19 protein-coding genes are annotated in these 20,736 nt (G+C 47.3%); 9 read left to right on the top strand and 10 right to left on the bottom strand.

What is annotated here, in order from left to right; all coding sequences use genetic code 11:
• The first annotated feature begins 139 nt into the window (after nt 1-139).
• Both HP401_RS07075 and HP401_RS07070 read left to right on the top strand, forming a co-directional pair.
• Nucleotides 140-1,348 (top strand): trans-sulfuration enzyme family protein, encoded by a 1,209-nt coding sequence (locus tag HP401_RS07075; RefSeq protein ID WP_173604555.1) that lies wholly within the window; start codon nt 140-142, stop codon nt 1,346-1,348.
• Nucleotides 1,349-1,374: 26 nt separating this feature from the next.
• Nucleotides 1,375-2,829 carry a sigma-54 interaction domain-containing protein gene (locus HP401_RS07070; RefSeq protein ID WP_173604554.1) on the top strand — a complete coding sequence of 485 codons (1,455 nt, stop codon included), beginning with the start codon at nt 1,375-1,377 and terminating at the stop codon, nt 2,827-2,829.
• Between the two features lie 65 nt (nt 2,830-2,894).
• On the opposite strand, the gene HP401_RS07065 is transcribed toward HP401_RS07070, so the two are convergent.
• Nucleotides 2,895-3,218 (bottom strand): antibiotic biosynthesis monooxygenase family protein, encoded by a 324-nt coding sequence (locus HP401_RS07065; RefSeq protein WP_015893708.1) that lies wholly within the window; start codon nt 3,216-3,218, stop codon nt 2,895-2,897.
• Nucleotides 3,219-3,461: 243 nt separating this feature from the next.
• On the opposite strand from HP401_RS07065, the gene HP401_RS35595 reads away from it, so the two are divergent.
• Entirely contained in the window at nt 3,462-3,830 is a 369-nt protein-coding gene (locus tag HP401_RS35595) for a DUF6713 family protein (RefSeq protein WP_064200341.1), read from the top strand.
• Between the two features lie 79 nt (nt 3,831-3,909).
• Here the strand turns inward: HP401_RS35595 and HP401_RS07060 are convergent, their stop codons facing one another.
• Nucleotides 3,910-4,812, bottom strand: a complete 903-nt coding sequence (locus HP401_RS07060) for an arylamine N-acetyltransferase (RefSeq protein WP_173604553.1) — start codon at nt 4,810-4,812, stop codon at nt 3,910-3,912.
• A gap of 203 nt (nt 4,813-5,015) precedes the next feature.
• The gene (locus HP401_RS07055) at nt 5,016-5,531 is read right to left on the bottom strand and encodes a stalk domain-containing protein (protein ID WP_173604552.1); all 516 of its coding nucleotides are present in this window, start codon (nt 5,529-5,531) and stop codon (nt 5,016-5,018) included.
• A 223-nt stretch (nt 5,532-5,754) separates the two neighbouring features.
• On the opposite strand from HP401_RS07055, the gene HP401_RS07050 reads away from it, so the two are divergent.
• Entirely contained in the window at nt 5,755-6,444 is a 690-nt protein-coding gene (locus HP401_RS07050) for a uracil-DNA glycosylase (protein WP_015893705.1), read from the top strand.
• A gap of 181 nt (nt 6,445-6,625) precedes the next feature.
• Here the strand turns inward: HP401_RS07050 and HP401_RS07045 are convergent, their stop codons facing one another.
• From HP401_RS07045 to HP401_RS07030, 4 genes are all read right to left on the bottom strand, one after another.
• Entirely contained in the window at nt 6,626-7,933 is a 1,308-nt protein-coding gene (locus HP401_RS07045) for an MFS transporter (RefSeq protein ID WP_173604551.1), read from the bottom strand.
• Nucleotides 7,934-7,997: 64 nt separating this feature from the next.
• Nucleotides 7,998-8,321: an ArsR/SmtB family transcription factor gene (locus HP401_RS07040; protein ID WP_254457018.1), complete on the bottom strand. Its 324-nt coding sequence runs from the start codon at nt 8,319-8,321 to the stop codon at nt 7,998-8,000.
• 145 nt (nt 8,322-8,466) lie between these two features.
• Entirely contained in the window at nt 8,467-9,108 is a 642-nt protein-coding gene (locus HP401_RS07035; protein WP_173604550.1) for a thiamine diphosphokinase, read from the bottom strand.
• Between the two features lie 34 nt (nt 9,109-9,142).
• A complete protein-coding gene (locus tag HP401_RS07030; protein WP_173604549.1) occupies nt 9,143-9,553 on the bottom strand; it encodes a 2Fe-2S iron-sulfur cluster binding domain-containing protein in 411 nt (136 codons plus the stop codon).
• A gap of 144 nt (nt 9,554-9,697) precedes the next feature.
• On the opposite strand from HP401_RS07030, the gene HP401_RS07025 reads away from it, so the two are divergent.
• A complete protein-coding gene (locus HP401_RS07025) occupies nt 9,698-10,606 on the top strand; it encodes a GNAT family N-acetyltransferase (protein ID WP_173604548.1) in 909 nt (302 codons plus the stop codon).
• A gap of 15 nt (nt 10,607-10,621) precedes the next feature.
• Here the strand turns inward: HP401_RS07025 and HP401_RS07020 are convergent, their stop codons facing one another.
• On the bottom strand, nt 10,622-11,428 hold the full coding sequence (locus HP401_RS07020) for an Fpg/Nei family DNA glycosylase (protein ID WP_173604547.1): 807 nt from the start codon (nt 11,426-11,428) through the stop codon (nt 10,622-10,624).
• A 206-nt stretch (nt 11,429-11,634) separates the two neighbouring features.
• On the opposite strand from HP401_RS07020, the gene HP401_RS07015 reads away from it, so the two are divergent.
• Together HP401_RS07015 and HP401_RS07010 are read left to right on the top strand one after the other, a co-directional pair.
• Nucleotides 11,635-12,792 carry a THUMP domain-containing class I SAM-dependent RNA methyltransferase gene (locus tag HP401_RS07015; protein ID WP_173604546.1) on the top strand — a complete coding sequence of 386 codons (1,158 nt, stop codon included), beginning with the start codon at nt 11,635-11,637 and terminating at the stop codon, nt 12,790-12,792.
• Between the two features lie 36 nt (nt 12,793-12,828).
• Nucleotides 12,829-15,477, top strand: a complete 2,649-nt coding sequence (locus HP401_RS07010) for a DUF4855 domain-containing protein (RefSeq protein ID WP_173604545.1) — start codon at nt 12,829-12,831, stop codon at nt 15,475-15,477.
• A gap of 55 nt (nt 15,478-15,532) precedes the next feature.
• On the opposite strand, the gene HP401_RS07005 is transcribed toward HP401_RS07010, so the two are convergent.
• Together HP401_RS07005 and HP401_RS07000 are read right to left on the bottom strand one after the other, a co-directional pair.
• On the bottom strand, nt 15,533-16,180 hold the full coding sequence (locus tag HP401_RS07005; protein WP_173604544.1) for a hypothetical protein: 648 nt from the start codon (nt 16,178-16,180) through the stop codon (nt 15,533-15,535).
• Nucleotides 16,181-16,258: 78 nt separating this feature from the next.
• A complete protein-coding gene (locus HP401_RS07000) occupies nt 16,259-17,506 on the bottom strand; it encodes an MDR family MFS transporter (protein ID WP_142498029.1) in 1,248 nt (415 codons plus the stop codon).
• A gap of 569 nt (nt 17,507-18,075) precedes the next feature.
• Between HP401_RS07000 and HP401_RS06995 the strand changes: the two genes are divergently transcribed.
• Together HP401_RS06995 and HP401_RS06990 are read left to right on the top strand one after the other, a co-directional pair.
• Complete coding sequence (locus HP401_RS06995) at nt 18,076-19,188, top strand: aminopeptidase (protein WP_173604543.1); 1,113 nt, start codon at nt 18,076-18,078, stop codon at nt 19,186-19,188.
• A gap of 547 nt (nt 19,189-19,735) precedes the next feature.
• Nucleotides 19,736-20,668, top strand: a complete 933-nt coding sequence (locus tag HP401_RS06990; RefSeq protein ID WP_173604542.1) for an RluA family pseudouridine synthase — start codon at nt 19,736-19,738, stop codon at nt 20,666-20,668.
• Nucleotides 20,669-20,736: the final 68 nt, after the last annotated feature.

Genomic DNA, 20,736 nt, shown 5'->3' with positions numbered 1-20,736 from the left:
CTGAGAAAATTGATTTGCATAATTGCGAATGTCGATAGCGGAAAAAAGCGCAAAGCCCTGGAATGATGCGGTTTCTCACCTTGGCATGAACCTTGCTATACCCTTTGGTAACAGCACAAACCAAAGGGAGAGACAATCAATGACGACAAATAAGTGGAAGATGGACACCTCCATTATTCATACCGCACAAACGCCTTGCCCAAAAACAGGAGCAGTGGTTTCCGCGGTGGTGCCTGCTGTGGCCTATGCGTTTCCAGATGCAGATTCCGCAGCGGCGTGCGTGGCTGGCGAGCGAGAAGGAACGTACTACGGAAGATATGGCAACCCTACCATCACCACTTTAGAGCAAAAAATCGCCGCATTGGAAAATGGCGAAGCCGCCTTGGGTGTAAGCAGTGGGATGGCTGCCATTTCAGGGGCTTTGCTCGCCTTTTTGAAACAGGGTGATCATGTCGTGTGTACGCGGGATGTGTACGGAGGTAGCTACAAGTTTCTTACGACCATGGCCCCGCGTTATGGCATTGTGACAGACTTTGTTGATTGCACCGATTTGCAGGCAGTCGAGAGTGCCTTTTTGCCAAACACAAAAGTCCTGTACATCGAAACACCCTCGAACCCATGCCTGACCGTTTTAGATATCCCGGCGCTGTCCCGCTTGGCGCACGCTCATGGCATTGTGGTAATCGTCGACAACACCTTCTTAACGCCGTATTTACAGCGACCACTTGAGCTAGGGGCAGATGTCGTCGTGCATAGCGCCACCAAATATTTGAACGGACATGGCGATGTGATCGCGGGCTTTATCGTCGGGAAGCAGGAGCATATCCAATTCATGCGCAAAAATGTCATGGGTGACTTGGGACAAAATTTGAATGCCTGGGATGCTTTTTTAATCCTGCGTGGGCTGAAGACACTCGGGTTGCGCGTCAGACAGCATGGACAAAACGCTCAGGCAGTCGCGGAGTTTTTGGCGAAGCACCCTGCAATTTCGCACGTCTACTACCCTGGTCTGCCTTCGCATCCACAGCATGAGCTGGCTAAACGGCAAATGGCTGGAATGGGCGGGATCGTTTCTTTTGAAGTAAAGGGCGGTTACGAGGCAGCGAAATCTTTCATTAACGCTCTGCACTTGGCTATGATATCGTTTAGTTTAGGAGATCCCGAGACACTGGTACAGCACCCTGCCTCGATGACGCATTCCTCGATCCCTGCTTCCGAGCGGATCAAGTTCAACATTACGGACGGTCTGATTCGCTTATCGACTGGTTTGGAGGACGTGGAGGATATCATCGCAGATTTGGAGCAGGCGCTAGCTAGTCTGCCATTGGCGGCAGCGTCCAGGGGATAAAGGAACGTGAAACTGGAGGATGGGGCATGACAGAGTTTTCCCGGATCGAGGAATTCATTCAATCGTACGCCGACAATATTTCCAAGGTACTGGGACTCGATGTCACCATCCTGGATGAACAAGGGATACGTGTAAGCGGAACCGGCTACTATCAGGAGCTGATTGGATTGCCTGCGCCGGAAGGATCGTTTTTCCGTATGATCCTGCAAACCGGACAGCCGGGAATGATTTTTGACATGAAAAAGAACGAGTCGCAGTGTGGCAATTGCAAGTTTTTGCAGCAATGCCGGGAGCTGGCGACGATTGGATTTCCGGTGCACAAACGGGAGAAGACGGTAGGAGTCATCGGAATTATCGGCTTTTCCCCTGAACAAAAGGAAAAAATGCTGCACCACTCGGAAAAATGGATGCCGTTTTTGCAGCATACGAGTTCTTTGATAGCGCACAAGCTGCTTGAACTGGATGCGGAGCGGGAGAAGAGTTGCAATATTCAAGAGGAAATGCCGCAGGCTACGGTTCATCCGGTGTATTTCGCCCAGCTGATTGGGGCAGAAACAGGCTTGCGAGATGTGATTGCCAAAGCGAAAAAAGTGACGAACAGCATTTCCACCGTTTTGATCCGGGGAGAGAGCGGAACAGGCAAGGAGCTGTTGGCCAAAGCCATTCATTGCGAGAGTGGGCGCAGTAGACAGCCATTTGTAGCAGTCAATTGCGCGGCGATTCCCGAGACCTTGCTGGAAAGCGAATTGTTCGGGTACGAAGGCGGCGCATTCACAGGCTCCAGACGCGAAGGGAAGCCGGGGAAATTTGAATTGGCCCACAAAGGCACGATTTTCCTGGATGAAGTAGGGGATATTCCGTTGTCCCTCCAGCCAAAGCTGCTGCGCGTCCTTCAGGAGAAAACAGTAGATCGGGTAGGCGGCGTTAAAACGTTGGGCGTCGATGTGCGTGTTATTGCTGCTACACACCGGGATTTGGAGAGCATGGTCAGGGAAGGAACGTTTCGCGAGGATTTGTATTATCGACTCAACGTCATCCCTCTGCGGTTAAAGCCGTTGCGTGAACGTACGGAGGATATCGCGCTTTACTTGCAGCACTTCCTGTATCGGTACGGGACGTTGCTGCAAAAAGGCAGACTGGAGCTCGAAGCCCAACTCGTCCAACGCCTACAAGCATACGAATGGCCGGGGAATATTCGTCAGCTGGAGAACGCCGTCGAGTATATGGTCAACATGGCGGAGGGGCATGTCATCGGCAACGAAGAGCTTCCTGAGTATCTGTTGTTTGAGGATGAGGCGACGACAGTAGGCAGCGATTTAGGGCTGGAAAAGCTGGTGGCAGAATATGAACGCTCCATTCTCCAGCGCTATTTGAACGCAGACAAGTATGGACAGGACAAAGCCGCGATTGCCAATGAGCTACGGATCAGCTTGTCGACCTTGTACCGGAAGATGGAGAAGTACGGATTGGAAAAAGGATAGAAGAAAATAAAAAACCAGCCTGGTTTGATCGGAGCTTTTCCGAGGTCGGGCTGGTTTGTTTGTATTTACGAAGGGTTCGGTTCTTTTTTCGCTTTCAGCTCGTAATGGCCAGTTTTGCCGCTAATGTACCACTCAGGAGTTTCTTCTTCACGTGCTTGGCGGTGACCTGCCAGATGAACATCACTCAGCTCCCACTGCTTCCAAGCCTCTTTTGATTCCCAACGGATCATGACGACCACTTCTTCTTCACCTTTGTGTGGCTTCTGTACCAGCACGCTCAAATCTACAAAGCCAGGAGCCTTCTCAACAGCACCAGGCTCGCTAAAGCCTTGTACGATTTTGTCAGAATGACCTTCCTGGACGACGTATGTTTTTATCTCCATCATCATGAAGTGCGACACTCCTTATATACCATTTAACCTACTTTTCCATATTAGTGAGAAATATTATCATTGTCAACCAGATATTAACAAATGGTAGGACGATCGAGATGTAGACTGTAAATATAGGATTTCAGATAATCAGGACATGGTTTTCCAAATTGTGATAATGTTGTGTTCGATTTGTATTTTGACCTCTTTATTTATTAGGGTGTTGTAACATAAAGTAATAAAATCATAGGGGGTTTTTGAATGCCTGATCTCTTGCTTGTGTTATTCTTGATAACCTTATCTTTATTTCTCTTGCACGAAATGGATGCGATAAGACGTTCGGAGTGGAGATTGTTTATCGTGCTTAAGGATATGGAAGATTCTAAGGCTTATAAAGTATTCACATTTATTCATCTTCCTCTTTACACAATGATACTCTATTTACTTTTTAGTAAATATCAGACAGTTACTTTTTGGGTCCTAGATGTATTTTTTATCATACATACAGTTCTGCACCTACTTTTTGAAAAGCACCCCCGTAATGGATTTAAAAATACATTTTCAAGAACAATTATTTATCCAATGGGAGTCCTTGCGGCTATTCATTTCGTATTACTATTTAATAACTGAGTACCAATAATATCAAAGGCAACGATATTTGATTCGATAGCAATAGTAAAACAAGGCTGCCAATTGTATTTTAAACAAGTCAGTCTAAACCTTCATTTTCTTTGAACACGAGAGCTTCGTTTTCTAGGGGGACTTCTTCTTTTTTGGGAGCAGAAAAAATATCAATACCACGCTCAAGCAGGCTTTCTACTGCCTCGCGAACAGGGAGAAGTGGTAGTTGCATTTCAACGGTGACAGCAGCTTCTATATCAGCGATAGTGTGCAGAGGTGTTATCTGGTTGGTGCCATCTGAATAACCGATGTGGAGAGCGTTGTTTTTGAGGAGAACGAAGCGATCTTGCTCCAGCTGGAAACGATGGATGTGAAGTCGATTCAAAAAGAAGGCATCCGGTAAAAAAGAGGAGCGGATGGCTTCCGACAAGTCAGGCAGTTCTTTTCGTTCATTCGGATGAAAATCCCACGGAGGAATTGCCACTTTTCCGTTTTCATATCGTGTAAAGCGATAGTGTTCAGGATGATCGGGACTTTTGGTCAAATCCATCGAGGCAGTACCAAAAGGCCTTACATGGTTCCCTTCTTCGAGAAAATGAATCGGCTCAAAGATAGGAGCGGTAGCCCCCGCATCCACATAGACGGGTGTCTCTCCTGTATTCGGACCATCGATCAGGATGGCAGCATGCCCGCCGCCTGGCAAGACGAGCTGACCGTAGAATCCAAGAGCTCGAAGCAGAGAGAGAAAGCTGTGATTGTTGGTATAGCATGTGCCGCCAAAATGATGGTGGATCGCATTGTGCACATATTCCTCAGGGGTCGGTATCTCATGTTTCCCGTCACGGAAGAAGAGCAGCTTGCTTACATTTTCATAAGGGAAGGTCTGCAGATGCGCGCGACAGAGCTCACTGAGATAAGAGAGGCTAGGCGGCTTGCGGTCTAGCTGTAGACGTTGAAGGTATAAACTCGCCCAGTTCGGGAAGATAGACATAAACAAGTTCACTCCTTATATAGAATAAATAGTAAATAAAAATGTATGTTAAGTGTTGGTAGAGAGATCGTATCACATGGGACAAGTGGTAATCAATCAAAATTTTGCCAGGAAACAAAAAAGGCACCGGAAGGATAGCCTCCGGTGCTAGCGGGTCCCTAGTCCGCTGTCTTTTTCGTACGAATAGATAAGTGCAGAAGAAATTATAATAACGACTTAATTTCCCCGGTATTCGGGTTCACTACGAACCAGCCATACGTACTGGTGTAGCTGTCGCCAGATTGGAAGTTGTTTACGACCGTTTGGTACACTTGAATGACATAGTGACCTTTTTCGTCGTCGTGAGCGTACTCGACTACATGTGTCGGCGAGAGTTTGCCAGCGAATTTCTTTTTCACCAGCTCGATCGCTTCCATTTTGGAGTACATTTTTGCCGATGGAATTTTACCGATGAAAATCGATTTGGTTCTCGCGTCGTAAATGACCGGCTTGTTCAGGTTCTCAGCTACGAAGCGGATTGGCACATAGACGGAGTTTTTGTACATGATGCCTTGTACGTCGCTGTTTGGTGATTTCGGCAGCCCGTCAAAGTAGTAGGTGAACGGTGTTTTCATTCCTTCTTCCGCGTCTGGAAAAGCGGGTGCTGCAATGGCAATTCCGGAAAAGAGCACCGAACCTACAGCAATGCCCCCCAAAAATGACTTGATGTCCCATTTCATGATGTGAAACCCTCTCCCTTTCTCTTTTCTCTAAATCTTCCCAGCCATCATTATGTCAAAGATCATAGGAGAAAAGCTATCAAACGAGGGTACTAGGAAACAAAGACTAGGAATCATGGGAAAGATAGGACTAAATCAGAATAGTCCTAGTTCTCGAATCAATGGTTCAGTGATGGCTAGGTTTGTGGTAAGGTAGAAAAAAACAGCGGACAAGGTGAGGAACATGACTACCATATTGCAAAATGACTGGGCCCCCGTATTGGCCGATGAATTCGAGAAGCCCTATTATGTCAAGCTTCGTCAGACGTTGAAGGAAGAGTATCAGACGCAGACAATCTACCCAGATATGTTTCATATATTCACAGCGCTGCACCTGACTGAATATCAGAATGCAAAGGTAGTGATTTTGGGGCAGGACCCGTATCACGGACCGGGACAAGCACATGGATTGAGCTTTTCGGTCAAGCCGGGAATCAAGCCGCCACCGTCTCTGGTCAACATCTATAAAGAGCTGAAAAGTGATGTCGGTTTTGAAATCCCTCAGCATGGTTACCTGAATCATTGGGCGAAGCAAGGCGTCATGATGCTGAACACCGTTCTGACGGTTCGGCGCGGCACTCCGAATTCGCACAAGGATATTGGGTGGGAGACGTTTACAGATCGAATTATTCATTTGTTGAACGACCGGGAGACCCCTCTCGTTTTCATCCTGTGGGGAAAGCATGCGCAGGAGAAGGCGGCATTCATTGATCGCAACAAGCATTTCGTCATCGCCTCCCCGCATCCGAGCCCATTTTCGGCGAATCGCGGCTTTTTTGGCAGCCGTCCTTTTTCGCGGACGAATGAGTTTTTGCGTTCACGCGGGCTTCAAGAGATTGATTGGCAGTTGCCGATGCAGGTTGAGGAAGAGTAGCTATGCAATTTTCCGGATTCTTCAGAAGCCAAAAACCTTGATAAATCAACGATGTATAAAATTACGTATAAACGATGAAATAAGTGTGAAGCCAAACAAAGAAGCGAATCCCTTTAGTACCAAGGAGTTCGCTTCTTTGTTGTTTTATCCCTAGAACCAGTAGTTTGCTGTAAATCGTATATTACTCCATACTCTTTCGTTCTACTATAGATAACACAAAAGAAAGGATTAATAGCACTACAAAGAAGAAGAAGGAAAAATGAAGATTTGAAGACATCTCTAATAAACGGCTGGATATGGAAGGACCAAAAGACATCCCTAAAAAGTTGAAGAGATTGTATACGCCTATCCCCATCGACATTTTCTCTTTCTCTATTGTATGAGGAATTTCAATATTAATAATTACAGTTAGAGCACTAAAACTTATATAGATAAATAATACTCCTAGTGTGATCATAACTATAGAATGAAGACCAAGAAAGATTAGAATGCTAAAACCTATTACTTGTACGCCAATAGATATAACCATTAATTTCTTGTTACTTATAAAATGAACAGCTTTCCTCACAAGTAGACTAATCAAAAAGCTTACTATGGAGATACTACATAAGATCAGACCAATTAGGATAGTTGATACATGAAATGTTCGAATGGCCTGTAAAGGAAAAAGAAACAAAATAGCTACCATGGCTGCATTATTAATAAAGCTAACTAAGATTAATCTGTTAAAAGAAAAAGAACGGAATACGGAAAAATCAATAAATAACAAGACTCCTTGTTTTTTACTATGCAAGCCCAATAAGAGGATAGAAAGGACGCTTAAAATAAGTAAATATCCATTTAATTTTACTCCTAAGATAAAAGAAATAACAAAGAGAAATAAATAAAATAACCCAGAAAAATCAAAGGGTTTAGTCACTTTCTCTTTACCGGCATATCCAGATGGGACAAAGTAGTATAGGCCAAAAACTGTGAGTAAAGTCAGGCTCATAATTAAGAATAAGGATGGCCATCCCCAGGCATGAGTTAGTATTCCTCCCATCAAAAAACCAAATCCAGAACCTAGAGACAAACATCCTCCTATTAATGTAAGAGTGACATTTCGTTTAACTAAAGGAAGATATTGATTTGCTGTGATCATGGATAAAGCAATAAAAGAACTGCCCCCCATAGCTTGAATAATACGGCCTATCAGAACTCCCATATATCCATTAGATAAGTAGCCTATTACTGAACCTAAAGTGAATAAAAGGACACCAATCATTAATAATTTTTTTATCTGAATGTAGGAAGATAATTTGCTATATGTGATTGAACCAAAAGTAATAACCAATGTATAAGAAATAACAATCCAACTAATTGCAGAGCTCGTAACACTCAAATCTTTTGTCATATCCTCAAGAGCCACGTTAAATAAAATAGCATTAATGACACCAGATAGAACAATGAAACATAACGTTACAATGAGATAATTCGTCCTGTTTTTCATAAATAACTCCTCTTTAATCAAATAGTCATAGAACTTTAAAACTAATTAGCAAAAAAAAGCTACTTTATAATGTAGCCAAAAATCCAGGAAGGTATTGTGTAAACATCTCGGTATTCAAAGAAACGTATTTCGTTACACCTTCTTGTTTAATTGTTACCAGCTGTGCATCAGATAAAATTTTCAAATGATAAGAACCATTTGATTTACTAATCCCTAAACTCCTTCCAATATCTGTACATCGCGGGCAATTTTCTTCTTGAGATAAGATACGAATAATATTTATTCTCTTTTCATCTGCTAATGCATGAAATATTTTAACTCTTTGAAGGTCATTCGTTTGTTCTAAAGTCATAAAACTATTATATAATTGATCAACGAAATTGGTCAACTATTGTTATTTTCCTTAGAGTGTGAATACGTTCGAATCGGAAGTGGAAAAGCCGCAGGGTCAAGACAGGCGCAAGTGCAGGGAAAAGGAAAAGGATCTCCATTATTTTGCACCATGCAAAGGAGATCCTTTCTTTTTCTAGTGATTAGTCTTTGCTTTTGACAACGAGCAGCTTGCCCGTTTGAATCGTGATTGTTCCAGTCTGTTCCGTTAACAGATTGCTGATGCCAAGCGTGTCGCCGATCCGCAGGGTTGCGTCCTTCAATGGATAGAGGAATCCGGTTAAGGTAATCCCTGTGACTTCTGGTGTAAAGGGCAGTAGAGAGATATGATCGAAATGATCCTGCTCTATCGTACTCTGGCGGTCAATCAGCCGGATTTCATTGGTCTCATCGAGGATGCGGCAGTTGGAGCCCTTCTGCAAAGCTTTGTTCAGCAAGTGTACGTTTGCCAGCATATGATCAAAACGAGAGCCGAGCACACCGAGCAGCACAATTTCCTCCGGCTGTTGCTCGATTGCCCAAGTAAGGGCCATCTCTGTATCGGTCAGATCTTTCATAACGGGATCGCAGGAGGAGACGTGCATACTGTGGCGTTCAATTTCTGCCATTTCCTCGGAGCTGACAGAATCAAAGTCACCGATCGACAATTTTGGTACGAGACCGTTGCGAACGAGGAACAAGGCGCCTCTGTCAACACCGACGAGCCAATCATTTTCGCGTATCTCTTGGATCGCCCAGGTGCCCAGAGTGCCACCAGCGAATAGTAGGATGCGTGTAGGATTCATGCTACGGCCACCTTTTTTCTATTAAAAATATCCCCTATGTAGGAATCGAAGAGCGAAATGTGCTTTGACAAGCGAGGCGGTAGCCTGTAGCGAGCTTTTCTCCCAGCTTTGCTTTTTCCTGTCCGGTTGGGGTGTCGAGTAAGGATGCACCAGCTACGATCTGTACACTGCACTTGCCGCAATGCCCTTGTTGGCATTTGTAAGCGATGGGTCGAGCTTGCGTGAGCGCAGCTTGTAATAATGTCTGAGAGGGAGTGTACCGGACTGGCATCGTTTGAGAGCGTTGCTTCACCTGTACGAGCTTCTGCTTTGATTGGGGGCGAGCCGGGCTCCTATCTGGTTTTTTCACCGACGTTTGTGGTTGCACGGGAACGGGAGCTGGACTCGACATCTGTACGTCAGATCGTCCAGGGATGAGCGAGCCGACCGTAAGCTGTTTGCGCATAGGAACCTCCCGAGTAAGTGATTTTTTTCATATTACCATGTCAGGCGTATGGGTGACAAAGCTGGAGAAAGTGTCCTACAGATGATTGAATTTTTAGATTTTATCAATTAAAATAATTTTATCAAAAACCAGGAAGGTGATACCATGATTACCATCAAACGGATGAGCGACTGTACCTTTGCAGAAGTGACCAAAGCGTGGAACAGAGGATTCGAAGGCTATTTTATCGAGTTTACGATGACAGAAGAAATGCTTGTCCAGCGACTGGGGGGCGAGGGATACGTGCTGTCCCTGTCTGTAGTTGCTTTTGACGGCACAGAGCCGATTGGCTTAGTGGCCAGTGGGATGAGGACTGTTGCAGGGAAAAAAGTCGCCTGGAATGGTGGTACGGGTGTCGCCACGGAATATCGTCGACAGGGAGTAGGGAAGCAACTAATTGAAGCGACATTGGATTTATACAGAGAAGCTGGGGTGGAAGTAGCTACCTTGGAGGCATTGAGCCAAAATACCAAAGCGATTGCTTTGTATGAGCAAAAAGGCTATGACGTCGTGGATCGTCTGTTGTTTTTGCAGCAGAGTGGACCGCTGGCAGAGAAGGCCTTTCAGACAAATGAACAGGCGGATTATCGGGTTCGGCGCATTTTGGCCCAGGAAGCCGCGATGCTGTCGTTTTACGTAACCGATGTCCCTTGGCAAAATTATTGGATGAACTTGCGAGATTCGCAGGCCGTGCTCGTAGAAGACAGAGAGGGTCAGGCGGTCGGCTATGCGATGTACAAGTGTGTGGTAAACGAAGAAGGCAAAGTCAGCGGGATCGTGCTTCGTCAATGTGTAGCGCAGCCAGAGCATCCTGATGCACCAGACATTTTGAAAACCGCACTCGGACATGTGTATGGGCCGCTTGCACACGAATGCCGCCGGTCTACGTTTAATTTGCGTGCGGCTGATACCTTGCTTGTTGAAATACTCGAAGCGGCAGGATTCAGTCCTTCCGAAACAGAGCAGGTGTTTATGATCAAGCAGATGGAAGCTGCACAGACCCCTGTCGTCTAGGGAGTGAAGCAGCTGTCAATGCTGGCAGTTCGTGCAGGCAAATACCTTGCGGGAGGAGAGCTCACTCTTTTCGATAGGTTGTCCACAGCGCGGGCAAGGCTCACCACCGCGATCGTACACCTGACAGCGCTCATCGAAGCCACCTGTCAGGGAATCGCCTTGAAAAAGCGGCTGCATGTAACCGCCGAATCGAATCGCTTCTGTAAGCACGGTTTGCATAGAATGATATAGTCGTTTTTGTTCCTCGAGAGAAAGGGTCGGGATCGTCCGGGTAGGCAGGATGGCGGCATGATAGCAGATTTCGTCCGCATAGCAGTTGCCAATGCCCGCGAGCCAATGCTGATTGACTAGCGCTGTTTTGAGGACACTGCGTTTGTCAGTGAGGAGCTCCGTAAATCGGGTAAAGGTAAACAGTGGGTCCAATGGCTCGGGCCCAAGAGGAGCCAGTCTTTCGTCGATTTGAACGTTGGTGAGTAAATGCAGGTAGCCTAAACGGAGGCCGTGAAAATATAAAAGGAGTTCTCCAAAGGAAAGAGTCACTTGAGCGGTTCTCTTTAGCTTATCTTCCGCAGAGCCCAGGTATAGAAAGCCGCCGAGCATCAAGTGAAGCAGAAGGACATGACCACTTTCCAGATGGAAGAGAAGATGCTTGCCACGGCGGTCGACGAGCGTCAGGCGATTGTCTTGCAAAAGACGAGCAAATTCCGCAGGAGGCAAATTAATCGTTTTTTCCCGCTGAACGTGTGTGGCCGTAATCGTTCCGCCACCGATTTTCTCCTGTAGCAGTCGGCGATAGTTCTCCATCTCAGGTAATTCTGGCATGCTGACTCCCTCCCGTTCGCAAGGTTTTTTTGTAGGATTTCCCATAGGGATGATTCGCATGCCGTACCCGTCACTGTTTTTCGGTGATGGGTCTTTTGAATTTAGACAAGTTTACCAACGCTATTCGGAAATGGGGTAATATAATATGTAAGGTAGTAGGATGAGGGCATGGCCCGAAGGATTATTGGACGGACAGGAGATTACATATGCAAAAAGTAGAATTGATCGCTACGGCGACTTTTGGTTTGGAATCAGTAGTAGCAGAAGAGGTGAAGGCGCTCGGATACGGACCCGTACAGGTGGAGAACGGCAAGGTAACGTTCACGGCAGATATTTCTGCGATTCCCCGCACAAATTTGTGGTTACGAACTGCCGACCGCGTGCGTCTAAAGATAGGGGAGTTCAAAGCAACTACGTTTGACGAGCTGTTTGAAAAGACAAAAGCACTACCGTGGGCCGATTGGATCACAGAGGATGGGACATTTCCTGTGGAAGGGAAATCGGTCAAATCTACCTTGTTCAGTGTACCGGATTGCCAAGCCATCGTGAAAAAAGCAGTCGTAGAAAGTCTGAAAAAGACCTACAAGCGCGAGTGGTTCGATGAGCAAGGGCCGCTGTACAAGATCGAGGTGGCACTTCTCAAGGATGTGGCGACGCTCACGATTGATACATCAGGACCGGGTCTGCACAAGCGCGGCTACCGGGAAATGATCGGACAAGCGCCACTAAAAGAAACCATGGCTGCGGCGATGATTATGCTGTCTCGCTGGAAGCCTGATCGGGTATTCATGGACCCATTCTGTGGATCGGGTACAATTCCGATTGAGGCGGCGTTGATCGGACAAAACATCGCTCCGGGGATGAACCGGGAATTCGTTTCCGAGACGTGGCCGATCATTCCGAAAACAGCTTGGCGTGAAGCTCGCGCAGAAACGCATGATTTGGCGCGCTATGATCAAAAGCTGGAGATTATCGGGACAGATATGGATGACGAGATCCTGAAAATTGCCCGCCGCAACGCGACGGAGGCTGGTGTAGATGACCTGATTCATTTTCAGCGAATGGATGTACGGGATATTCGAACCAAGCGCAAGTACGGCTACTTGATTTGCAATCCACCTTATGGAGAGCGCTTGGGAGAATGGAAGCAGGTTGCCAAGATGTATGGCGAAATGGGGAAAACCTTTGCTGCCATGGATACCTGGTCATTCTACGTTATTACGTCAGACGAGCAGTTTGAGGAGCATTTTGGTCGTACAGCAAGCAAGAAGCGCAAGCTCTACAACGGGAATATCAAGGTAGATTACTATCAGTTTTTCGGACCTAGACCACCGCGCGGACCAATGGTTACCCCGACCGAATAAACATAAAGAAGGGGCATAATTGGAGGAGAAAATGTAATGAGCAAGAAACGATTCGGGAGCAGAATGTTGTTTGCTTTATTGGCAGCGACTACATTACTGGTCCAAAGTACGCCGTTGACTCATGCTGCCACAGAGCCAGAGAAACCGGCAGTAGACACCAAGAAGCTGGAAGATCAGTTCAAAAAACAAGAAGAAGCACACACGGAATTTACGGATTTGGGCAACAGTTACGCTAGAAAAGCTGTAAATAGACTCGCAGCCCTTCATATGATCAGTGGTCAGGGAGAAAACCGTTTCAACCCGCAAAACACGATTTCTCGACAAGATATTGCGGTACTTTTGACAAAAGTAATCGGTCTTCAACCAACAGAAATTGAAAAAACCGCTTTTGAAGATGTTCCTTTGGAAAATCCTTATGCACCGTACGTTTATGGACTCTCCGAGTTGGGAGTGATGAACGGCAGAAGTGAGCATACCATGGGTGCTCTAGACCCGCTTACAAGACAAGAGCTGGCTGTCATGCTGTCGCGCTTGATGAAAGAGGGATCTGTGACCAAAGTGGCAGGTCAGACTCCTGTTACATACAGCGATGAAGAAGAAATCGCCGACTACGCCAAAACGGCTGTGGAAGAAGTGACGAATCAGCGCTGGATGCAAGGTGCTGGCGGCAAGTTTAATCCGTCAGGAACTGTCACGCGTGCAGAGGCGGCTGTGATTGCTGAGCGCGTCCTGGATGCACGCTACCAGCAAGCAGAACAGGTGAAATACAAAGTAGATGTAGAGCGGCTGAGTTTGGCTGCTGGCACGAGTCAACGCTTGAAGGTAAACAGCATCGGCGGAGATGAGCTGCCTTTTACACCTATTTTCGCTTTTGATCGTCCTGAGCTGGGAACCATCTCGGCAGACGGAACCTTTGTTGCTGGTCCTACGGCGGGAAAAGGAAATCTCACGGTGACAGTCGGCTACAACACGACGACAATTCCGGTTGAAATCAAGAACGCTGGTGAGCCAGCTGTCGAAAAGGCAGAGGACACCTTAAAGACTGCTCCGGTGACTTCCTCCAATGACTCGGCAACGAAAGTCGATGAAAGCAAGACGGTAGTAGAAGAAGAGGCGAAGGAACCAGCGGAGAAGGACGAACTGGTCAATATCGCGCCTGGCAGTTATACATCGGTGACTACTTTTGGAGCCCCAGACTCGTATTTCCAAGAGCTGGAGAAGCAGTATCCGGGTCCAGTAGGTGGACTTGTTACGCCTACAGAGGACTGGACGGGATACCACCGTCAGTTTGGGCGCAAGGTGACCGTTGAGCTCGACGAGGCGAAGCCGTTGGAGAGAGTTGCGCTAACGTTTAAGCAGCAGAAGACTTCGGGTATTACGATGCCAGAATACATGGAAGTCGAGGTATCTCGCGACGGGAAAGTTTGGTCGTATGCGGGAAGAGCTGTTCACGATGTTTCCGCCAAAGAGGACAAGCTGGTTACACGCACATTGAGCGTGACCTTGCCTGACGTCAACACCCGGTATGTTCGGGTATCCTTCCCAGTGAAAGTATTTACGTTCGCTCGCCAGCTGGAGGTATGGGCAAAGCCGGATAGCGAGTGGAACAATGGAGCTGTCTTGCTGCCGCCACCAAACCCGGCGAAGCTGGAAGAAGCCAAACAAGCTGGTCGTCGTGTGGAAAATATGCTACTCGCTTATACCGGGGAGCATAACGAACTCGGGACATGGACCAAAGAAGATTTCCTCCCGATGGTTGGCTACCGCACCGTAGATGGCTATATGCGTGACCAGATGTTTGACACGATTCTGTTCCTGCCGTATCAGACCATTCCTGCGACGAAAGAAAGCTGGACAAAGTACATGAATGATTTGTTCGGCTCAAACAAGCAGCTTGATGCTCTCAACCAGGCTATGCGGGAGTACAACCGCCTGCGCGGAACGCTGTATTCGACACCGACACAGGAAAATGTCGTGCTGGCACTGCCGTATCCGAATGCCAATCAGACCAATTTTGGTCAGTTGGATGAAAAGAAACCATCCCTCTCCTTCAACCCTGCGGGAATTGGAGAAGAGCAAGCGTATTTGAATCGCAAAGCTGCGCTGGAGTGGTACTTCCAGCAGCTCATGAAGCGCTGGAACAAGGAAGGATACGCCTATCTGAAGCTGGAAGGAATTTATTGGTTCCATGAGCTGGTGGAGGATAGCGCACCGAAAGAGCGCCAATTGATTCGTGATATGGGAAGCATGGTGCATGACGAGGCGTTGCGCTACTATTGGATTCCGTATTTCGGTTCACCGGGAGTGTCCGAGTGGAAATCTCTTTATTTCGATAAGGCGTTCCTGCAGCCGAGCTATTACAGCGACAAGCCGGTAGGAATTGACCGTATTCAAGGGGTACTGGAGGTCGTCAACAAGTACAACATGGACATCGAGATCGAAGGCGACTGGAAGATGTACAATGATCCGAAGTTCTATCAGACCTACTACAATCAGCTAGTTGCCACCCACAAGCTGGGGATGGATAAAAACAACGTGCACGCTTACTACTTCGGCTCCAAGACATTGCTAGAGTCTGTCAAGAGCACGGACCCTGTCAAGCGCGCCATCTATGATGATACGTACAAATGGATGCGCGGCCGTTTTGACAGAACAGAATTTTTCGAAGGTAGCGAGATGCCGTAGTGAATGGAAAAGAGTCTGTTTCCCGTTTGGAGGGAAGACAGACTCTTTTTTTTGTCTAAAGCGGATGGGCAGACTTTCGCCCAATCGTTTTCCGATAGATCTCCACCAGCTCCTCCACGATCTTTTCCTTCGTAGCATGTAGAGGGGGACTCGGATGGTAGTAATCCATTCCTTTCGGGCAGGGCTTCCCAAAAGTCGGTATCCCTGCTGCTGCGATCCGTTGTTTCCACTGTTTCTTGAGGGAAGAAAGATGCTGCCACGAATGGTGATGGGAAAGCCCCCAACCGAGCAGGAGCCACGGATGCTTTTGCAGTTCTTGCGTAGATACGAGCTGAGCCTCGAGCGTTGTCTTTTTCTCATCAATGAGTTTTTCAAAATGAGAGATAGCACTCACGGCAGCAGCATTTTGCACGGAGAACAGGTTGTAAATATGGAATCTGCCTACCAATGCCCGTTTTCCGTATATCGCCTCCACCAGTCGGATCAATTGTCGCATGGTGGGATCGAGTGTGGTTTGACCCATGATGCTATGGTTGGATGCAGGTCTTTCACGAAAAAGCTTGGCACTACCAGGATTCAGTAAGAGACAGCTCCCAAGAGAATGATGACCCTCTGAATTCGGTCCCCATTGAAGATAGGTAGAAGTTCGGTAGACGACTCCTCGGTGTTCTTTAAAGGTAGCAAAGGCATTCGGCTGGTTCATACGATCCCCTCCTGATCAAGCTATCTATGCTTCATTTATATGAGAGGAGGGAATTTGGTAGAACGGACATGCTCTACTCTAGCTACTTTTGCTAACTTCTTCGGCACCGATCATGCGGAACAAAATAATATACAGATAAGCACTGACTAGGGTTAAGCCCAGGACGACACTGAATACGCCAACAGGAGCGAGCCATTGAGATAGACCGATCGTAAGGGGAGCGATGAAGCGACCAATCGAGAACTGGAGCGAAGAAGCTCCCATGTACTGACCACGTGCATCCTCAGGCGAGTATTTACTGATAAAGCTCTGGGCGACTGGTGTGCGCATCAGCTCGCCGAATGTCAAAATCGCCATACAGCCAAACAGGAGCCAGATATTCGTCGTAAAGGCCATCAAGAACAGACCGACACCGAATAAGATGGAGGAGATGACGAGGCTGTTGCGATCACTCCAATTTTCGAACCAGCGTGTAACTGGCAGTGTAAACAGAACCACCAAAAAACCGTTTAAGGCCATGAGCCAGCCGAATGCGCTGGTTCCCCCGACAGAATAAGTCCAATTGCCCCAAGAAAATAATGCTTGTTGCATGACATGCTCTTTCACATACAACGCCATGTAAATATCCAATTGCATGAATCCAATGGCGATCAAAATCCCTGCGCCAATGTACAGGGCAAAAGCTTTGTCTCGGAAAATAATGGCGTAACTCTGGAATTGCTGAATCAGGGAAAAACGCTCCTTTGCCTTCTCCTGACGGACGTGTTCAGGTAGCGTTTCTTTGATCAGGAAGAAGACCGTAATCGCAAAAAGCAGTTCAACGAAGGTACAGAACATCAACAACTGCGGGCGATAATGGACAAAAAAGACAGAACCCAATACGGGACCAGCGACCACTCCGATGTTCATCGCTGTGTAAAAGGTGGCAAATACAATTCTGCGATCGTCTTCTGTGGTCAAATCAGCCACCATGGCGGAGCTGGCAGGCCAGTAGAGAGCCCCAGCGATCCCGATCCCGATGAAGGCAATGTAGTCGATCCAGGGAGACGGAGAGAACGCAAACAGCGCGAACATCACCGTCGATGTACAGAGCGAGAGCAGCATGGTGAATCTGCGCCCTACCCGGTCAGCCAAATATCCGCCAAACAGGTTGGACAGCATCCCGAGCAGCGGTGGTACCATCAAGAGAAGACCCGCTACATCCTTTCCAAACGTATCACTAAAATAAATCGCCATAAACGGAAAGTACATCCAAAAGAAGGTGTGCGTAATCAATTCACCAAAGAGACGTACCTTCAAGTTAAGATCCCACGAACGCCAAATCATGACACGAATTCCTCCATTCATTTCGGCAGGTGCCTTGACCTCGATTCTCTTCTTGGAAAAATTCCACGTAAAAAAGCGCAAACGGGGTAGAGACAATGCTCTTCCGCTTGCGCTTTATCAAACGATACAAGGGTGGCGGGAAATAACCAGTTCAAAGGGGGACAAAAGAGAGACGGTTATATACCTTTAATTTTAGGTACAGTAAACCGACTGTTCACCCAAGAACATGGCCCGCAATTCATATCGGGAAAAAGACGGAAGCGGTTCAGGCATCCTGCAGCTTCTAGCTTTTGATAGGGTTGTAAGAGGCAGTGCCCCTTAAGAGAGGCCCCACCTAAGCGAAGATAACTACAGAACACACCATGAACTCAGCACTCCCGTCTTTCAAATTTTTTACATAGGTAAACTCTTGTTGATTAGAATACTCGAAAGAGTCGAATTTATGCAAGATAATTTTTTGGTTTTTTTCGAATAGTACCAAGAACATCGATAATTGAAAAAGGGGCTTCCATTCGGTAAAATATTTTTTAACACTAATCAAATCATGCTAGGAATGTGGGGGATATCGCATGCAGGATACACGCATCGTCAAGTTGGCTACAAATTTGCTGAGCCATTCTGTACGCCTGAAGGAAAAAGAAAGCTTGTTGATTGAAGTTCGTGGCGAGGGTCACGCCTTGGCGAAAGAATTGGTTAAGCAGGCATACGACTTGGGTGCCTATCCGTTCGTACGGATTATTGACCCGTCTATCCAACGTGAGCTGATGCTCGGTGCAAGTGCAGAGCGTGCGACTCATTTGGCGAAATGGGAAGAGCCAATGTACAAAGATTTGGATACATATATCGTCATTAATGGTCCGTCCAACGATAGTGAGATGGCCGATGTTCCCGTAGATCGTCGTCGTGCGCATCAGAGTGTGATGCAAGAATTGCATGACTACCTGACCAACAATGTACGCTGGACACTGCTCAACTACCCGACTACGGGCTTGGCGCAAAATGCCAACATGTCTACCGTTGCTTTTGAAGACTTCTATTTTGACGTATGCTCTGTTGACTATAAAAAGATGCACGAAGCCTTTTTGCCTTTGCAGCAATTGATGGATTGTACAGACAAAGTGCGTCTCGTGGGACCAGGGACGGATCTTCAATTCTCGATCAAGGACATCCCGAGTGTCATCTGCTCCGGGCTGCGCAATATTCCAGACGGTGAGATTTTTACAGCTCCTGTGCGTGATTCCGTGAATGGAACCATTACGTACAACACAGCAACAAGCTACATGGGCACGAAATTTGAAAACGTGTGTCTGAAGTTTGTAGACGGAAAAATTGTCGAGGCAACTTCTAACAATACCAAGAGACTCAACGAAATTTTTGATACAGACGAAGGAGCGCGCTTCATTGGGGAATTCGCGATTGGCGTACACCCGTACATCCTGCATCCAATGAATGATATCTTGTTCGATGAGAAAATTGCCGGCAGTTTCCATTTCACACCAGGCCGTGCATATGACAACGCAGATAACGGCAACCGCAGCCAAATCCACTGGGATATGGTAAATATCCAGCGTCCTGAGTACGGCGGCGGTGAAATCTGGTTTGATGATGTGCTGATTCGCAAAGACGGTTTGTTCGTATTGCCAGAGCTGCAAGGACTCAATCCGGAAAACTTAAAAGGGTAATTGGTACAACAGAGCCATCATGCTGAGCATGGTGGCTTTTTTGTTTTTTTAAACGTAGCTATCGGTGAGGGAAGAAGCGCATTTCCAGTCTACGCTTCGGCCTACGCCCCGCAAGGGGGATTGACTGTTCGCTCCGGAATAATTGGCGGGAGCGCTTCAAACGTAGAAGTTTCGAGGAAGGGTTTCATAAATGAAGCTGAAAACCCCCGCCATTTATTCCTACGCTGAGTTGGGCTCCAGAGGCGCTTGGACTGGAAATGCGCTTCTTCCTACGGGGCTTTTGCCTACTTCTCGAAAGTTCTGTTTTATATCATTTAAACCTCGTCGAATAACAACCAAACCGCTCTAAAAGCACGAAGTAATCATAAGCTGTCCGCAAGCACTGTCACATGTCTGGAAGGAGACCGCCCGAACGAAGAGAGGATATAGGCGACTGGAAGACATGTGGCAGGGCTTCCCCAACGACAAACGTTGGACGACTACAAACGAGCATCTCAAGCATCCTTTTGCTACAATAAGAAAAAAGCATGGAACAGAGGGATTAGACGTGAGCCGCAAAGATTGGATCGAATACACCGTCAGTGAACAAGACACGGGAATGAACGTGGAACAAATCGTCCGGCAAAAGCTCAACGTGTCGGGTCGTATGATGCAGCGGCTGACGAGAAGCAAGGGAATTTTGCTAAATCGCAAGCAGCCCTTCCTGCAAAGACAAGTAAAAGCAGGAGATACAATCGCTGTTCGTGTCATCGAGAGACAAGAGCAAGCGCCTAGGCAGCCCCAGCATGATACGAAGCCCGATGGACCGATCACACCAATGCCGTCCATCGACATTTTGTACGAAGACGATCATCTCTTGATTGCAAACAAACCGGCAGGCATGATGGTGCACCCGATTAAACAGGAGACCGACACATTGGTACATGCACTCGCTGCCGTACTGGCGGCACGTGGTGAGCAGACGAGCGTACATCCTGTGCATCGCCTAGATAAAGATACATCCGGAGCTATTCTCGTAGCTAAAAGCAGCTATGGTCATCAATTGGCTGACAGGCTGCTGCGCGAAGGAGGCATTCATCGCGAGTATCTTGCGGTTGCCAGTGGTGTGTTGTCAGAGGGAACGGGAACGATCGATGCGCCAATCGGCCGAGATGCGCGTCATCCGACGAAACGCCGTGTCGTGGAGAGTGGCGATCCTGCCATCACGCATTACGAGGTACAACAGACCTCTGAGGGAATGACGCTCGCTCGCGTCTGGCTGGAAACGGGTCGTACCCATCAAATTCGCGTTCACTTTGCCCACATTGGACACCCGCTTGCTGGCGATACGATGTACGGGGGAGCGAGAGGCTTGTTACGCCGACAGGCTCTGCATGCTTCGAAGCTGTCCTTTTTGCATCCGCTTCTCGAAAAAGAGATTGTAGTCGAGGCACCGATACCATCGGATATGAAACGCTTGATGCAAGCAGAGTTTAGATAAGAACGGCCAAGAAGCTGAAACCACCTTTAATAGAAAGGTGGTTTCATTGGTGTATTTGGTAAAGGTGG

Origin of the sequence: Brevibacillus sp. HB2.2 (genome assembly GCF_013284275.1) — a bacterium.
Lineage (GTDB): Bacteria > Bacillota > Bacilli > Brevibacillales > Brevibacillaceae > Brevibacillus > Brevibacillus brevis_D.
Note: the sequence above shows the minus strand (reverse complement) of the source record. Positions and strands in the feature narration are given on the sequence as shown.

Bases quoted from the DNA above. Each gene is read 5' to 3' on its own strand.
- HP401_RS07075 (WP_173604555.1), top strand. From the start codon at position 140: ATGACGACAAATAAGTGGAAGATGGACACCTCCATTATTCATACCGCA.
- HP401_RS07070 (WP_173604554.1), top strand. From the start codon at position 1,375: ATGACAGAGTTTTCCCGGATCGAGGAATTCATTCAATCGTACGCCGAC.
- HP401_RS07065 (WP_015893708.1), bottom strand. From the start codon at position 3,218: ATGATGATGGAGATAAAAACATACGTCGTCCAGGAAGGTCATTCTGAC.
- HP401_RS35595 (WP_064200341.1), top strand. From the start codon at position 3,462: ATGCCTGATCTCTTGCTTGTGTTATTCTTGATAACCTTATCTTTATTT.
- HP401_RS07060 (WP_173604553.1), bottom strand. From the start codon at position 4,812: ATGTCTATCTTCCCGAACTGGGCGAGTTTATACCTTCAACGTCTACAG.
- HP401_RS07055 (WP_173604552.1), bottom strand. From the start codon at position 5,531: ATGAAATGGGACATCAAGTCATTTTTGGGGGGCATTGCTGTAGGTTCG.
- HP401_RS07050 (WP_015893705.1), top strand. From the start codon at position 5,755: ATGACTACCATATTGCAAAATGACTGGGCCCCCGTATTGGCCGATGAA.
- HP401_RS07045 (WP_173604551.1), bottom strand. From the start codon at position 7,933: ATGAAAAACAGGACGAATTATCTCATTGTAACGTTATGTTTCATTGTT.
- HP401_RS07035 (WP_173604550.1), bottom strand. From the start codon at position 9,108: ATGAATCCTACACGCATCCTACTATTCGCTGGTGGCACTCTGGGCACC.
- HP401_RS07030 (WP_173604549.1), bottom strand. From the start codon at position 9,553: ATGCGCAAACAGCTTACGGTCGGCTCGCTCATCCCTGGACGATCTGAC.
- HP401_RS07025 (WP_173604548.1), top strand. From the start codon at position 9,698: ATGATTACCATCAAACGGATGAGCGACTGTACCTTTGCAGAAGTGACC.
- HP401_RS07020 (WP_173604547.1), bottom strand. From the start codon at position 11,428: ATGCCAGAATTACCTGAGATGGAGAACTATCGCCGACTGCTACAGGAG.
- HP401_RS07015 (WP_173604546.1), top strand. From the start codon at position 11,635: ATGCAAAAAGTAGAATTGATCGCTACGGCGACTTTTGGTTTGGAATCA.
- HP401_RS07010 (WP_173604545.1), top strand. From the start codon at position 12,829: ATGAGCAAGAAACGATTCGGGAGCAGAATGTTGTTTGCTTTATTGGCA.
- HP401_RS07005 (WP_173604544.1), bottom strand. From the start codon at position 16,180: ATGAACCAGCCGAATGCCTTTGCTACCTTTAAAGAACACCGAGGAGTC.
- HP401_RS07000 (WP_142498029.1), bottom strand. From the start codon at position 17,506: ATGATTTGGCGTTCGTGGGATCTTAACTTGAAGGTACGTCTCTTTGGT.
- HP401_RS06995 (WP_173604543.1), top strand. From the start codon at position 18,076: ATGCAGGATACACGCATCGTCAAGTTGGCTACAAATTTGCTGAGCCAT.